Raw genomic sequence first — 14631 nt, 5'->3', positions numbered from 1 at the left:
TCGGTGTCGTGACCCGGTTCCTCATCGGGCGGGTGCTCCTGCTCGTCGTCGGCCTGCTCGTGGCGAGCGTCATCATCTTCGCCACGCTCCGCGTGCTGCCCGGTGACGTCGCCCAGGTCGTCGCCGGCACGCAGTCGACCCCCGCGCAGGTGGAGCAGCTCCGGCAGCAGCTCGGACTCGACCGGCCCGTCGTGGTGCAGTACCTCGACTGGATCGGCGGGGTGTTCCGCGGTGACCTCGGCCGCTCGCTGGTGACGAACGGTGCCGTCGCACCGGAGATCGCGCAGAAGCTCGCGATCACCCTGCCGCTCGCCGCGATGTCCCTGGCGACCGCCCTGGTGATCGGCGTCCCGCTCGGGGTGGTCGCCGCGGTGCTCCGTCGTCGTCCGGGCGGTGCGGTGATCGGGTTCGCGGCGCAGGCGGTCGCCGCCGTGCCCGTCGTGTGGGCCGGCATGCTCCTCGTCGCCCTGTTCGCGGTGACGCTGCACTGGCTGCCGACGCAGGGCTTCCCGCTCGACGGCTGGTCGGAACCCGGGCGGGCGTTCGCGTCGCTCGTGCTGCCCGCGCTGACGATCGGTGCCGTCGAGGGCGCCGTGATCCTCCGGTTCACCCGGTCCGCCACGTTGTCCGTCCTCGATGCGGACCACCTGCGCACCGCCGCCGCCGTCGGGCTGACCCGCACGCAGGCGCTGCTCCGCCACGGTCTGCCGAGCGTCGCCCTCACGGTGCTCGCCGTGCTCGGCGTCCAGATCGCCGGGCTGCTCGTCGGTGCCGTCGTCGTCGAGCAGCTGTTCTCCCTGCCCGGGGTGGGTCGGATGCTCGTGACCGACGTCGGCCGCCGCGACATCACGAAGGTGCAGTCGGAACTGCTCGTGCTCACCGGACTCGTGCTGCTCGTCGGGTTCGCCGTCGACGTCGTGCACCGAACCCTCGACCCCCGACAGCGCGAGGTGCAGGGATGATCCGCCGCCTCGTGTCCCGACCGACCGGGGTCTTCGCCGTCGTCGTGCTCGGCCTGCTGCTCGTGCTCGCCGCCGTGTCGCTCGTGTGGACACCGCAGAACCCGTTCCGCGCCGACCCGTTCCACCAGTGGGAGGGGCCGAGCGCCGCGCACTGGTTCGGCACGGACGCCGCCGGCCGCGACATCGCGAGCTACCTGCTCGCCGGCACCCGCACCACCGTGCTCGTCGCCGTCGGCTCCGGGGTGATCGCGAGCGTCGTCGGCATCGTCCTCACCGCGATCGGTTCGCTCACCGCCCGCTGGGTGCGCGAGGGCACCGCGGTCCTGCTCGACATCCTGGTGGCGTTCCCGACCCTGCTCACCGCGATGCTCCTGACCGCGGTGTTCGGCGGGTCGCTCGGCGTCGTGATCGTCAGCGTCGGGCTGTCCTTCGGCGTGACGATCGCCCGCGTGGCCCGCGGCGAGATCCGACGGATCGCCCGGAGCGACTACGTGACCGCGGCCCGGGCGTCCGGCGTCGGCGGTGCCGGGGTGCTCTTCCGTCACCTGGTGCCGAACGCGGCGCCGCTGTTCACCGTGCAGCTGTCACTCGCGATGGCCACGGCGGTGCTCGCCGAGGCCGGGCTGTCCTACCTGGGCTACGGCGCCGGATCGGACACCGCGTCCTGGGGCAGCCTGCTGTCCGACCTGCAGACCTACATCGGGGTCCACCCGTGGAGTGCGACCTGGCCGGGAGCCGCCATCGCGATCGTCGTCGCGGCACTGTCGTTGCTCGGCGACGCGGTACGTGACGCCTCCGACCCGCGGCTGACGACGAGCGACCGGAGCGCCGACCCGGCGACGACCACGCCGGGGGTGACCGCATGACCGACCACGCAGCCGGCCCCGCCGACGCAGCCCGCACAGCCCTTGCCACCGCAGCCTCCGGGCTCGAGGTGCGCGGGTTGTCGGTCCGCATCACGGGGCGGACGATCCTCGACGACGTCACCTTCACCGTGCCTCCCGGCCAGCGCGTCGGCGTGATCGGCGCGAGCGGATCCGGCAAGTCGATGACCTCGCTCGCCCTGATGGGCCTGGAGCCCACCGGCGCCGTCGTGACCGGCAGCGTCCGCCTGGACGGCGCCGAACTCGTCGGCCTGCCCGACCGCGAGCGCGCGCGCCACCGTGGATCGGGCATCGCGATGGTGTTCCAGGAGCCGGGCACCGCGCTCGACCCGCTGCGCCGCGTGGGCGCGCAGATCGCGGAGCCACTCCGGCTGCACCGCGGGCTCGACCGACGCGCGGCGCGCGCGGCAGCCGTCGACCTGGCGGCGTCCGTGGGCCTGCCCGACCCGGAGTCGCTGCTGCGGCAGTACCCGCACCAGCTGTCCGGCGGGCAGCGGCAGCGGATCTGCATCGCGATGGCGATGGCGGGTGAGCCGTCGTACCTGGTGGCCGACGAGCCGACCACGGCGCTCGACGTCACGACCGAGGCCCGCATCCTCGACCTGTTCGAGCACCTGCCGGCGGGCATGGTGTTCGTCACCCACGACCTCGCCGTGCTGGCGCGCATCGCCGACACCGCGGTGGTGCTCGACGCCGGCCGCGTGGTCGAGCAGGGTCGCGTCGCGGACCTGCTCGCCGCACCGCGGCACCCCACTACGGTCGCGCTCGTCGACGCCGCCCGCGCCACCGCCAGGAGGACCGCCCCGTGACCCTCCCCGTCCTCGAGGCCACCGGTCTCCACCGCACCTACCGACTCCCCCGCCGCGGCCCGTTCGAGCCAGGTCCGGTCCGCACCGCCGTCGACGGCGTCGACCTGACGGTCACCCCCGGCGCACGGCTCGGCATCGTCGGCGAATCGGGATCCGGCAAGTCCACGCTGGTCCGGCTGCTCGCCGGCCTGGAGGCCCCTTCCGCCGGCACCGTCGCCGCCTCCGGCCGTCCGGTGGTCGCGTCCCGGTCCGCGCGTGCGTTGCGCTGGTTCCGTCGCGAGACCGGGGTGGTGTTCCAGGACCCGTACGCGTCCCTCGACCCGCGGATGCGCGTCGGCGCGATCGTCGCCGAGCCGCTGCGAGCCCTGCAGGTCCCGGGCTCGCACGACGACCTGGTCCGTGCCGTGCTGGAGCGCGTCGACCTGCCCACCGACACGGTCGAGCGGTACCCGCACGAGTTCTCCGGCGGGCAACGGCAGCGGATCGCGATCGCCCGGGCCGTGGTGCACTCGCCCCGGATCCTGTTCGGCGACGAGCCGATGAGCGCCCTCGACGTGGTGGTCCGCGCCCGGGTGATCGAGCTGTTCCGGTCGCTCGCCGACGACCTCGGGCTGACGCTCGTGCTGGTGTCGCACGACATCGGCGTCGTGCAGCGGCTGTGCGACACGGTCGCCGTGATGTCCGACGGCCGCATCGTCGAGCACGGGCCAGTGTCGCTCCTCGACGCGCCGCAGCACCCGGTGACGCGGGCGTTGGTGGCGGCGGCGCCGACGCTGCCGTAGGCGGCGGGCGGCGGGCGGCGCGGCGCACCGTGCGCGCTTCGCCACTCCGTGCGGGCTTGCCCGCACCGAGCCGGCCTACAAGGCCACACCGAACAAGCAACCCCGCACCACACGCACCAAACCGCACCGTGCGCAAGACAGGAGGCACGGCACCAGCTCGCCCCGCGCCTCCAGACCAGACGCACACGAGTCCACCGCACCGTGCGCACCCCGCCACCCCGTGCGGGCTTGCCCGCACAGAGCCGGCCTACAAGGCCACACCGAACAAGCAACCCCGCACCACATGCACGAAACCGCACCGTGCGCGCCCCGCCACTCGGTGCGGGCTTGCCCGCACAGAGCCGGCCTACACGGCAGCACCGAGCAAGCAACGCCGCACCAGCCGGACAACGCCGCACGGTGCGCCGCGCACCCGAGCGCCCGCCCCCGCACCCCGCGCACCCGAGCGGCCCCGGGCCTCCCGTCAGGCGGTCCAGGCGGCCGGGTGGCGCCGCTGCCAGCGCAACCGGCGCTCGAGCTGCGCGCCGATCGCGAGCAGGACGCGCTCGCCGCCGGGGCGCCCGATCAGTTGCACGCCCATCGGCAGCCCGCCACCGTCGGGGTGGTCGTCGTCGGTCACGCCGACCGGCAGGGTGATCGCGGGGAGCCCGGACACGTTCGCCATCGACGTCCACGGCGAGTACGCGCACTGGCGGCGGAAGTCCTCGTCGGGGTCGTCGCCGTACCAGCCGAGGGGCCGCGGCGTCATCGCGAGGGTCGGCGTGAGCACCGCATCGAACCGGTCGAACGCGCCGATGAGCGTCGTCGAGAAGGTGTCGAGCGTCGTCATCGCGTCGAGGACCTGCGTGCCGGACAATGCCCGTCCGCGCGCCACGAGCCACGCCACGAGGGGGGTCAGCGCCGACAGGTCGATCCCGGGCACCTGCGGCAGTCGGGCAGCGGAGCTCTCCCACGCCACCCGGAACGCCTCGGCGTACGGCACACGGGGCATCCGGACGTCCTCGACGCCGTGCCCGACCTCGCCGAGCACCCGCACGGCGGTCTCCACGGCGGCCCGTGCAGCGGGGTCGACGACCACGTCGACCGTGTCGTCCCACGGCGAGCCGTCGAGCACCCCGACGACGAACCGGCCCTCGCCGCGGACGGCCGCCGCGGTGAACGGCCCCTCGCCGACGTCGGGGGTGACGAGCGCGTAGGGCGACCGCTCCGGCAGCCCGGTCGGCGCGACCAGCGCGTCGAGCAGCATGCCCGCATCGGCGACGGACCGGGTGAGCGGCCCGGCGACGGACAGGCCGCCGACGCCGGAGCGGCCGGGCATCGACGGCACGCGGCCGCGGCTCGGCTTCAGGCCGACGAGCCCGGTCGCCGCGGCGGGGATCCGCACCGATCCGCCGCCGTCCGACCCGACCGCGGCGGGCACGAGGCCGGCGGCGACGGCGACGGCCGCACCGCTCGACGACCCGCCCGGCGCGCGCGTGGTGTCGTAGGGGTTCCGCGTCACGCCGAGCCGGGTCTCGGACGACGAGGACATGCCGAACTCCGGTGACGCCGTCTTGCCGAGGCTGACGGTACCGGCCGCGTCGAGCGCGGCGACGAGCGGGTGGTCGGCCGACGCGGGCCGCTCCGGCAGGCTCGCGGTGCCGTTCCGCGTGGGGACGCCGGCGCGGTCGTACAGGTCCTTGTCGGCGGACGGGAGGCCCCACAACGGTCTCGACGTCGGCACCAGGTGGCCGAGGCGATCGGCTCGGGCCCGGGCAGCGTCCGCGGTGACCGTCACGAAGGCACCGAGTCCGGCGTCCAGGCGTTCCACGCGGGACAGGTAGTGCTCGGTGACCTCGAGGGCGGTCGCCTCCCCCCGGCGGATCCAGTCCCAGAGTTCCTGCGCGGAGAGGTGGTGGAGTTCGAACACGGCTCCGAGCCTAGGCGGCGGTGGCCCGTATCCTTCGACGGTGGACACCACTCTCCCCTCCGGCACGACGAAGCGCCGGATCGAACTCCGGCTCGTCCGGCCCCCGTTCGCCTGGTTCGCCCGGCCGACCGTCACCGTCGACGGTGTGGGGCACCCGGCACAGTGGGGTACCGGCACGTGGGCGGTGCCGGACGACGGCGACACGGTGATCGGTGTGTACCTGTTCAACCGCGCGTGGCGGTTCGGGGCGGCCTCGGTGTCGGTCGGCGGCGCGACGGCGCTCGAGTACCGGGGCGGGCTGCTGCCGGTGGGTGCGGGTCGGCTGGCGCCCCGGGGCTGAGGGTCGCGCCGGGCCGGGAAGGGTCTGCTCGGGCGGCTACTCGAACATCTCGGCGAGGAGCGCGTGCGGGTCACCGTCGACCACGTGCGCCGATCGTCGCTCCGGCCAGTGCGTCGTGGCGTCGTCCGGCCAGCACGGCACGACGTGGAGGTGCAGGTGCGGCACGCTCTGGCCGGCGTCTGCACCCGATGCCTGCAGCACGACGGTCCCGGTCGCGCCGAGGGCACCCTTCATCGCACGGGCGACGCGCTGCGCCAGTGCCGTGGTGGCGGCGAGTGCCGTGGGTCCTGCACTGAGCAGGTCGGCGGTGTGCTCGACCGGCACGACCAGGGTGTGCCCCGGAGCGAGCACCGAGTCGGGCAGGGGTGCGAAGGCGACGGCGTGCTCCTCGCGTTCGACCCACGTCGCGGGTTCGTCACCGGCGATCACGGCACAGAAGACGCAGGAGTCCATCGACCCAGTCTGCTGCACGTGGGGTGCCCGCTCCGCGTGGGACGATGGGCGCATGACCGCCACGCTCGTCGCCAAGGGCCTGTCCGGCGGGTACGCCGCTCGCACGCTGTTCGACTCCCTCGACCTGACGGTGGCGCCTGGTGACGTGATCGGGGTCGTCGGTGTGAACGGTGCCGGCAAGTCCACGCTGCTCCGGCTGCTGGCCGGGGTCGACGAGCCGCTGGCCGGCACGGTCTCCCTGGCTCCGACGGACGCGTTCGTGGGGTGGCTCCCCCAGGAGCACGAGCGCATCGCTGGTGAGACCGTCGCGGCGTACCTCGGGCGGCGGACCGGCTGCACCGAAGCGACCGTGGCGATGGACACAGCGGCGGCGGCGCTCGGGGACCCCGACGCCGGCGACGCAGCGGCCGACCGGTACTCGGCGGCGCTTGACCGCTGGCTCGCCGCGGGGGCCGCCGACCTGGAGGACCGGATCCCGGCGGTGCTCGCCGACCTCGGCCTCGAACCCGGCACCGGCGACTCCGGTGCGGACGGCGTCGGCCCGGACTCCCTGATGACCGCACTGTCCGGTGGGCAGGTCGCCCGCGTCGGGCTCGCCGCGCTGCTGCTGTCGCGGTTCGACATCGTCCTGCTCGACGAGCCGACCAACGACCTCGACCTGGACGGCCTCGACCGGCTCGAGGCGTTCGTGCGCGGGCTGCGCGGCGGGGTGGTGCTCGTCAGTCACGACCGTGAGTTCCTGGCGCGCTCGGTGACCTCGGTGCTCGAGCTCGACCTGGCGCAGTCGTCGAACCGGCTGTTCGGCGGCGGGTACGACTCGTTCCTCGAGGAGCGCGAGATCGCCCGGCAGCACAAGCGTGACGCGTACGACGAGTTCGCGTCGACGAAGGCCGACCTGGTCTCGCGGGCACGGACGCAGCGCGAGTGGTCGAGCCAGGGTGTGCGGAACGCCATGAAGAAGAGCCCGGACAACGACAAGATCCGCCGTCGTGCCGCCTCGGAGTCGAGCGAGAAGCAGGCGCAGAAGGTCCGGCAGATGGAGTCCCGCATCGCCCGGCTCGACGAGGTCGAGGAGCCGCGCAAGGAGTGGCAGCTCGAGTTCACCATCGGCAGCGCACCCCGGTCGTCGGCCGTCGTCGCGACGTTGTCGAACGCCACGTTCACCCAGGGCGACTTCACCCTCGGCCCGGTCTCGCTGCAGGTCGACGGCGGTGACCGGATCGGCATCACCGGCCCGAACGGCGCCGGCAAGTCCACCCTGCTGCGGGCGCTGCTCGGCAAGCAGGCGCCGACGACGGGCACGGCCTCGCTCGGGTCCAGCGTCGCGGTCGGCGAGGTCGACCAGGCGCGTGCGGCGTTCACCGGTGACCAGCCCCTGGCAGCGGCGTTCGAGGCGATCGTCCCCGAGTACACGACCGCCGACGTCCGGACGCTGCTCGCGAAGTTCGGGCTGAAGGCGGACCACGTCGGCCGACCGGCCTCGGCGCTCTCCCCCGGCGAGCGCACCCGGGCCGGACTCGCGCTGCTGCAGGCCCGCGGGGTGAACGTGCTCGTCCTCGACGAACCGACCAACCACCTGGACCTCACCGCGATCGAGCAGCTCGAGCAGGCACTGGAGTCCTACGACGGGACCCTGCTGCTCGTCACACACGACCGGCGCATGCTGGAGACCGTCCGACTCGACCGGCAGTGGCGGGTCGAGGGCGGCACCGTCACCGAACGCTGACGGATCGACCGAGGGGGAAGCACCATGCGACGCAACACCTGGATCGCGACGACTGCCGGGGTGGTGGTGCTCGCCGTCGCTGCCGTCGTGGTGGGGGTGACCGTCGGGTCGCCAGCACCGGAGCCGACCCGCGCGGCCCGGGCCACGACCACACCGACCCCGAGCGCCACGCCGAAACCGAAGCCGACGCTCGCGGCCGTCCCCGCTGCACCGTCCGACGCGACCCTGGCCGCGCTGCCGTTGGCGTTCCACGACGCCGTCGTGCCGCAGTTGCTCGACGGCGGGGACGTGGAGCCCGAGGACACGTGGCAGATCGCGACCCCGCGCACGCAGCTCGTCGCCCTGTACGCGAGCCCGTCGAGCCGCGCCCGGCCGGTGGCGACCCTGTCCCACCTGGTGTCGACGATCAACCGACCCGCGGCGACCGCGGTGTGGGGTCGCTCCCCCGGCCGGGACGGCGGGATGCTCCTGGTGTCGACGCCGTCCCGCAACCGCACCCCCGGTGACGGCGGCGACCCGGACGCCCCGAGCGCGACGTTCGCCTGGGCCCGGGCCGCCGACTTCACCGTGACGCGCACCGACCGGATGATCACGGTCGACGTCGCCGCCAGCACCGTGTCCGTCGTCACCCGGAAGGGGAAGGTCACCGCCACCGAGGCCGCGCGGCTCGGGACCCCGGAGGACCCGACCCCGGCCGACACCGCCACCTACGTCGAGGCGGCGTACGTCGACACCCGCGTCGCGTACACGCAGGGCAACCCGATCATCCTGACCGGGGCGCACTCGTCCCGGATCCCGTCGTACGGCGGCAACGCTGCACTGACCGCGTTGCACTACTACCCGGACCCGACCGGCAGCTCGCACGGCTGCGTCCGGATCTCGGCGGAGATGACGAAGACGCTCGCGGCGCTGCCCGTCGGCACCCCGATCCGGTTCAGCTGAGCCCGGGTCAGCTGAGACCGGGTCAGTGGAAGGGGCAGCGGCCCCGGACCTCGCCGCCCGATGCCGGCTTCGTCGGCAGTCGGCGGCGGTCGACCTGGAGCCCGTCGTCGAGGATCGTCAGCCGCGGGTCGCTCAGCACCGAGACCGCGGCCACGAGTGCGGCGATCGCGACCTTCTCGCCGGGGCACCGGTGCCCCGTGGCGACGTCGGCACCGCCGTGCGGGACGAACGTCGTGATGGACTCGAAATCGTCCACGCCGAGGAACCGCGACGGGTCGAACTCGCCGGCACGCTCCCACGAGCGCTCGTCGGTGTCGGTCCCGGTGATGTCGAGCACCACGCGCCCGCCGGCGGGCAGGTGTTCGCCGTCCAGCTCGACGTCCGTGGTGGCCCAGGCGGGCAGCATCGGCACGAACGGCGCCGTCCGGCGGATCTCCTGCGCGAAGGCGACGGCGAGCGGGCCGTCGACGCGCGGACCGACGGCGAGCGGACCGTCGACGCGTGGCCCATCGACGCGCCCCCCGTCAGCGGTGTCGGCCGCCGCGCTCTCGGCGGCGATCCGTTCCCGCCACTCCGGCCGGTCGTGCAACTCCTTCGCCGCGAACGCCACGAACCGGGCCACCGCGATGGCCGGCCGGATGCTGTTCTGCAGTTCGATGCCGGCCAGCCGCGCCGGCAGCAGCGCCCCGGAGGGGTCCCGGTGCCACGCCCACTCGTGCAGGGCGGTGTGCGGCTCGGGGGTCAACTGGCCACCGCGCACGGCCTCGACCAGCCGCCGGGCGTGCCGGTCCGACCAGTGCCGGTTCAGGACGGCCTGCAGGTACTCCGGTGAGTACGGCACCCCGAAGCCGTCGACGACCTGGGCGAGCCGCGCCGCCCACCGGGTCTTCGCCGCCGGCGTCCCCGGCAGTCCGGCCCACCGCATGACGGCGCGGCCGATCGCGCCGACGGCCGCGTCGTACGCCGACCGGGTGCCACCGGTCAGCCAGGCGTCGCGTTCGGTCGCCCACTCGTGGGTCAGCAGGGGTGCGAGGCGCCGGACCTGCTCGTCCTCGTACGCGACGTCGACGAAGGTGGCCTTGCGGTGGTGGTGCTCCGCCCCGTCGAGACTGTGCACCGAGCCGACGCCGAAGAGCGTCCGCTGCACGATCGCCGGCATCGCGCCGTGGCGTGCCGTGCGGTCGCCGTCGTAGAACAGCCCGACGCCCTCGGCACCACGCACGAGCAGCGCCGGACGTCCGAGCAGTCGGAAGCCCACCGCCCGCGCCCCCGGAAGGGTCCGGCGCCACAGGTGGGCACCGAACCCGTAGCCGCGGGTCAGGAGCGAGAGGGAGTCGTCGATCGCCATGCGGCCATGCTGCCGAGCGCCGCCCGATCAGGCTCTCGGGATCCGGACCAGTCCGAGCCGCGCCACGACCTCGGCACTCTCCTCTTCCGGGGTGCGGTCGGCGGCGATCGTCAGGTGGGCCTCGTCGGACTGCGGCGGCTCGAGCGTGGCGAGCTGCGACTGCAGCAGCGACGTCGGCATGAAGTGCCCGGAACGCTGCGACATCCGCTCCTCGATGAGGGCACCGTCACCGGCCACGTGCACGAACACCACCCCGGGGGCCCGCAGCACGTCGCGGTACGAGCGCTTCAGGGCCGAGCAGGTCACGACGCCGTTCGTGCCGGCGTCCAGGTGTCCGCGGATCCAGCCGGCGACGACGTCGAGCCACGGCCAGCGGTCCTCGTCGGTGAGCGGGGTGCCGGCGTGCATCTTGTCGACGTTCGCCGGCGGGTGCATCGCGTCGCCCTCGGCGAACTCCCACCCGACCTGCTCCGCCACCATGGCGGCGACGGTCGACTTGCCGGACCCGGAGACCCCCATCACCACCAGGACGCGGGCGTCCAGCCCGGCGTCGGCCGCACCGGCAGCAGCAACTCCTCCTGCGCCGCTCATCGGATGAACACCCCGGCCAGCAGGACCCCGAGCAGACCGAACACCGAGATGAGGCACTCGAGCACCGTCCACGTCTTGAACGTCTGCCCCACCGTGGTGCCGAGGTACCCCTTCACCAGCCAGAACCCGGCGTCGTTCACGTGCGACAGGAACACGGAACCGGCACCGATCGCGAGCACGAGCAGCGAGGTCATCGGCGTTGACAGGTCGGCGGCGATCGGCGCCATGATGCCGGCGGCGGTCACGGTGGCGACCGTGGCCGACCCGGTCGCCACGCGGACCAGGGCCGAGACGACCCAGGCGACGAGCAGCACCGAGACGCCGGAGTCCTTGACGGCGTCGGCGATCACGCCGCCGATGCCGGTGTCGATGAGCACCTGCTTGAACCCACCGCCGGCGCCGACGATGAGCAGCACCCCGGCGATCGGGGGCAGCGCGCTCTCGAGCGACTTCGACACCGCCGAGCGGTCCATCCCGCCGCCGATCGCGAAGAAGACCATCGCGTAGACGGCCGCGATGCCGATGGCGATCATCGGTGAACCGAGGAAGTCGAGCAGGCTCACCCACGAGCCGGCGGCGTCGGGGGCGGTGGCCTCTCGGATCGCCTGGGCGAGCATGAGCACGACCGGCAGCAGGATGCCGATCAGGGCGACGGTGAACGACGGGCTGCGCGGCTCGCTGATGACGCGCGTGAAGTCGCTCTTGCCGTTGGGCAGGGACGCGGTGTCCTGCGTGGCGGGGCCGCGCCGGGCCTCCCGTCCGGGGTGTGCCGGGTCGTCGGCGAAGGCGGCGGACCCGGATCCCGGCCCCGAACCCGGCCCGGCGGTGGCGACCGCCCCGCGCGATCCGAACATGTCGGGGACGGGGATGTCGACCCAGCGGGCCGCGAAGCGGGCGAAGAGCGGCCCGGCCAGGATGATCACGGGGATCGCCAGCACGATGCCGAAGGCGAGCGTGGTGCCGAGGTTCGCGCCGACGGTGGAGATCGCGACGAGCGGGCCGGGGTGCGGCGGGACGAACGCGTGCATCGTCGACAGGCCGACCAGGGCGGGGACGGCGATCTTCATGATCGGCACCTCGCTCCGCTTGGCGACCAGCACGATGATCGGGATGAGCAGGACGAGGCCGACCTCGAAGAACATGGGCAGCCCGATGAGCGCGCCGATCAGGGCCATCGTCCACGGCAGCGCCGCCTTCGACGACTTCCGCACCAGGGTGTCCACGATGCGGTCCGCTGCGCCGGAGTCGACGAGCATCTTGCCGAACATCGCCCCGAGCCCGACCAGGATGCCGACGCTGGTCATGGTCGCGCCGAAGCCGTCACCGAAGCTCGTGACCGCCTTGTCCGGCGCCAGGCCCGCGCCGATGCCGACGCCGAGCGCGCCGATCGTGAGCGCGATGAACGGGTGCACCTTCAGCCAGGTGATGAGCGCGATGATCACCACGATGCCGGCGAGTGCCGCGATGATCAGCTGCGGGATCGAACCGGACGGGTCGACCGTCTCGGTGGTGCCACCTGCGGCGAGCAGGTGGTCCGGGAGAGCGTGAGGCATCAGCGCCCCTTCCTGGAGTCGCTGCTGCGCGGCTCCGTCGCCTTCGTGTCGAGGGTGGACTGGCGCGACGAACGCCGACCCTCAATAATCTGATTAATCAGACTATACGACGTCGTCCCGCGCGCCAACCGCCCGTCCCCGGAGTCTGCCGCTTCGATGGGACCGGCGTCACGACGACCGCGTGACCCGTACTGCACGGAGGAAACGATGCCCACCGCACGCGGACTGCACGCCCACGTGCTCGACACCCTGGGCCAGCGGATCGTCGACGGCGACCTGGCCACGGGTTCCGTGGTGCGACCCGAACTGGTCGCCGACGAGTTCGGGGTGTCCCGCTCGGTCGTCCGCGAGGCCCTGCGCGTCCTGCAGTCCCTCGGCCTGGTCGAGCCCCGGCAGCGGGTCGGCACGCTCGTCCGCGACATCACCGCGTGGGAGCTGCTCGCCCCCACCGTGATCCGGTGGCGCGGTACCTCACCGGCGTACTTCGTGCAGCAGCGGGAGCTCGTGGAGCTCCGGCTCGGCGTCGAACCGGTCGCGGCGTCCCTGGCCGCCGGCTCCGGTGGCGCGGACGCCGTGCTCGCCGCCGCCGAGGACATGCTCGACGCCTGCGGACGCGAGGACAGCCGCGCCTACCTGGAGGCCGACGTCCGCTTCCACCGCGCCCTGCTCACCGGGTCGGGGAACGCCGTGTTCGCGCACTTCGCCGACACGGTCGAGGCGCTCCTGCGCACCCGCACGTCGGAGTCGCGCGACCCCATCACGCGCTGGACGCGCGAGGCGGCGCTCCGGCACCATGCCGTCGGGCGCGCAGCGGTCGACGGTCACGCGGACGCCGCCGCGGCGGCGGCCACCGCGCTGCTCCGTGTGACGCGCGACGAGTTCATCACCGAGGCGCCGGCAGGCTGACGCGACCGGGCGACGGCCTGGAGGCGCGTGCCGGGGCCGCCACGGGCCTCCCGTCCGCCCCGCGGCCGCGTCTCGAGCGCGACGGACGTCCGTCAGGTCCGGCGCGTCGACCGCGTCGGCTCCGTCAGCGTCGTCGCGCGAACAGCCGCGGGCCGCGCAGGCGGAGCCGCATCGTGACCGTGCCGAGCCAGCGGTCGTACTTGAAGCCGACCTTGCCCATCCGGCCCACTTCCTCGAAGCCGAGCCGCTCGTGCAGCCGGATCGACGCCTCGGCCTGGCGGTCCGCGATGACGGCGACGACCTCGCGCACGCCGGCCGACCGGCACTCGTCGAGCAGCGCCTCCATCAGCGCGCGGCCGAGCCCCTTGCCACCGGACGCGGCGCCGAGGTAGATCGAGTCCTCGACGACGTGGTTCGAGCGGTCCCGCGGGTTCCACGCGTCGACCAGGGCGTACCCGAGGATCTGCCCGGCGGGGTTCTCCGCCACCAGGAACGGCAGGCGGCGCTTCCGGATGTCGTCGTAGCGCTTCTTCCACGCGGCGTACGTGAACGCCGCCGGGTCGAAGGTCACCGACGAGTTGCGGACGTAGTGCGTGTGGATCTCGCGCACGTGGGGCAGGTCCCCCACCTCGGCCGCACGGATGCGGTACTCGAAGGCCGTCTCGGTCGCCGCCGGGGCACGCAGGTGCCGCGGCAGGACCCGCCGTCGCTGGTATTCCTCCTCGAGCACGTGCCGAGCCTACTGAGCGGGCAGCGTCCAGTCGACGGGCGGTGCGCCCTGCGACTCGAGCAACGCGTTCACCTGTGAGAACGGGCGGCTGCCGAAGAACCCACGCGACGCGCTCAGCGGGCTCGGGTGGGCCGACGCGACGACCGGGGTGTCGCCGAGGAGCGGTCGCACCGACCCGGCCTGGGCACCCCAGAGCACGGCGACGAGCGGGGTGCCACGGGCGACCAGGGCGCGGACGGCCTGGTCGGTCACCGCCTCCCAACCCTTGCCGCGGTGGCTGCCGGCCTCGCCCGCCTGCACGGTGAGCACCCGGTTGAGCAGCAGGACGCCCTGGTCGGACCACGCCCGCAGGTCACCGTGCGGTGGGGGCGTCACGCCGAGGTCGTCGGCGAGCTCGCGGTAGATGTTCGCCAGGCTCCGCGGCACCGGACGGACGGCCGGGTCGACGGCGAAGGACAGCCCGATCGGGTGGCCCGGCGTCGGGTACGGGTCCTGCCCGACGACCAGCACCTTGACGGCGTCGAACGGGCTCGTGAACGCGCGGAGCACGTCGCCGCCGGCGGGCAGGTAGTGGCGACCGGCTGCGGTCTCGTCGCGGAGCCACTCGCCGATCCTGTGTACGTCGGGTTCGACGGGTGCGAGGGCATCGGCCCAGCCGGGGTCGACCAGGTCGGCCAGTGGCCGTGGTTCCACGTC

15 protein-coding genes are annotated in these 14631 nt (G+C 73.7%); 8 read left to right on the top strand and 7 right to left on the bottom strand.

Translation table 11 applies throughout. The annotated features are described in order from the left end of the window. Positions 1-8: 8 nt before the first annotated feature. Genes DEJ06_RS05075 through DEJ06_RS05060 form a run of 4 tightly spaced genes read left to right on the top strand, consistent with a single transcriptional unit; the run spans position 9 to position 3437 of the window. On the top strand, positions 9-962 hold the full coding sequence (locus DEJ06_RS05075) for an ABC transporter permease (RefSeq protein WP_071404591.1): 954 nt from the start codon (positions 9-11) through the stop codon (positions 960-962). Next, positions 959-1828 (top strand): ABC transporter permease, encoded by an 870-nt coding sequence (locus DEJ06_RS05070; RefSeq protein ID WP_111038607.1) that lies wholly within the window; start codon positions 959-961, stop codon positions 1826-1828. Before DEJ06_RS05075 ends, DEJ06_RS05070 begins: the two co-directional genes overlap by 4 nt. Beyond that, the gene (locus tag DEJ06_RS05065; protein WP_111038606.1) at positions 1825-2655 is read left to right on the top strand and encodes an ABC transporter ATP-binding protein; all 831 of its coding nucleotides are present in this window, start codon (positions 1825-1827) and stop codon (positions 2653-2655) included. The genes DEJ06_RS05070 and DEJ06_RS05065 overlap by 4 nt, the downstream gene beginning before the upstream one ends. Continuing rightward, on the top strand, positions 2652-3437 hold the full coding sequence (locus DEJ06_RS05060; protein ID WP_111038605.1) for an ABC transporter ATP-binding protein: 786 nt from the start codon (positions 2652-2654) through the stop codon (positions 3435-3437). Before DEJ06_RS05065 ends, DEJ06_RS05060 begins: the two co-directional genes overlap by 4 nt. Positions 3438-3900: 463 nt before the next feature. Here DEJ06_RS05060 and DEJ06_RS05055 read toward each other — a convergent pair whose 3' ends face one another. Next, the gene (locus tag DEJ06_RS05055; RefSeq protein WP_111038604.1) at positions 3901-5346 is read right to left on the bottom strand and encodes an amidase; all 1446 of its coding nucleotides are present in this window, start codon (positions 5344-5346) and stop codon (positions 3901-3903) included. Positions 5347-5386: 40 nt separating this feature from the next. On the opposite strand from DEJ06_RS05055, the gene DEJ06_RS05050 reads away from it, so the two are divergent. Then, positions 5387-5686 carry a hypothetical protein gene (locus tag DEJ06_RS05050; protein WP_111038603.1) on the top strand — a complete coding sequence of 100 codons (300 nt, stop codon included), beginning with the start codon at positions 5387-5389 and terminating at the stop codon, positions 5684-5686. Positions 5687-5722: 36 nt separating this feature from the next. On the opposite strand, the gene DEJ06_RS05045 is transcribed toward DEJ06_RS05050, so the two are convergent. Then, positions 5723-6139: an HIT family protein gene (locus tag DEJ06_RS05045; RefSeq protein ID WP_111038602.1), complete on the bottom strand. Its 417-nt coding sequence runs from the start codon at positions 6137-6139 to the stop codon at positions 5723-5725. A gap of 52 nt (positions 6140-6191) precedes the next feature. Here DEJ06_RS05045 and DEJ06_RS05040 point away from each other — a divergent pair, with 52 nt between their 5' ends. Further along, positions 6192-7865: an ABC-F family ATP-binding cassette domain-containing protein gene (locus tag DEJ06_RS05040; protein ID WP_111038601.1), complete on the top strand. Its 1674-nt coding sequence runs from the start codon at positions 6192-6194 to the stop codon at positions 7863-7865. Between the two features lie 24 nt (positions 7866-7889). Next, positions 7890-8807, top strand: coding sequence for a L,D-transpeptidase (locus DEJ06_RS05035; protein WP_111038600.1), 918 nt, complete (start codon positions 7890-7892; stop codon positions 8805-8807). Between the two features lie 22 nt (positions 8808-8829). Here the strand turns inward: DEJ06_RS05035 and DEJ06_RS05030 are convergent, their stop codons facing one another. From DEJ06_RS05030 to DEJ06_RS05020, 3 genes are read right to left on the bottom strand one after another with little or no spacing between them, the layout of a single operon-like run. Further along, complete coding sequence (locus tag DEJ06_RS05030) at positions 8830-10155, bottom strand: cytochrome P450 (protein ID WP_111038599.1); 1326 nt, start codon at positions 10153-10155, stop codon at positions 8830-8832. A gap of 27 nt (positions 10156-10182) precedes the next feature. Continuing rightward, complete coding sequence (locus DEJ06_RS05025; protein ID WP_110864025.1) at positions 10183-10746, bottom strand: gluconokinase; 564 nt, start codon at positions 10744-10746, stop codon at positions 10183-10185. Further along, a complete protein-coding gene (locus DEJ06_RS05020; RefSeq protein ID WP_111038598.1) occupies positions 10743-12299 on the bottom strand; it encodes a GntP family permease in 1557 nt (518 codons plus the stop codon). The genes DEJ06_RS05025 and DEJ06_RS05020 overlap by 4 nt, the downstream gene beginning before the upstream one ends. A gap of 207 nt (positions 12300-12506) precedes the next feature. Between DEJ06_RS05020 and DEJ06_RS05015 the strand changes: the two genes are divergently transcribed. Then, the gene (locus DEJ06_RS05015) at positions 12507-13205 is read left to right on the top strand and encodes a FadR/GntR family transcriptional regulator (RefSeq protein ID WP_181436810.1); all 699 of its coding nucleotides are present in this window, start codon (positions 12507-12509) and stop codon (positions 13203-13205) included. A gap of 124 nt (positions 13206-13329) precedes the next feature. Here DEJ06_RS05015 and DEJ06_RS05010 read toward each other — a convergent pair whose 3' ends face one another. After that, a complete protein-coding gene (locus DEJ06_RS05010; RefSeq protein WP_111038596.1) occupies positions 13330-13935 on the bottom strand; it encodes a GNAT family N-acetyltransferase in 606 nt (201 codons plus the stop codon). Between the two features lie 9 nt (positions 13936-13944). After that, on the bottom strand, positions 13945-14628 hold the full coding sequence (locus DEJ06_RS05005) for a uracil-DNA glycosylase (RefSeq protein ID WP_111038595.1): 684 nt from the start codon (positions 14626-14628) through the stop codon (positions 13945-13947). Positions 14629-14631: the final 3 nt, after the last annotated feature.

Origin of the sequence: Curtobacterium sp. MCLR17_051 (assembly GCF_003234395.1) — a bacterium.
Lineage (GTDB): Bacteria > Actinomycetota > Actinomycetes > Actinomycetales > Microbacteriaceae > Curtobacterium > Curtobacterium flaccumfaciens.
The sequence above is the reverse complement of the archived record's forward strand: the minus strand, read 5'-3'. Positions and strand labels throughout refer to the sequence as shown.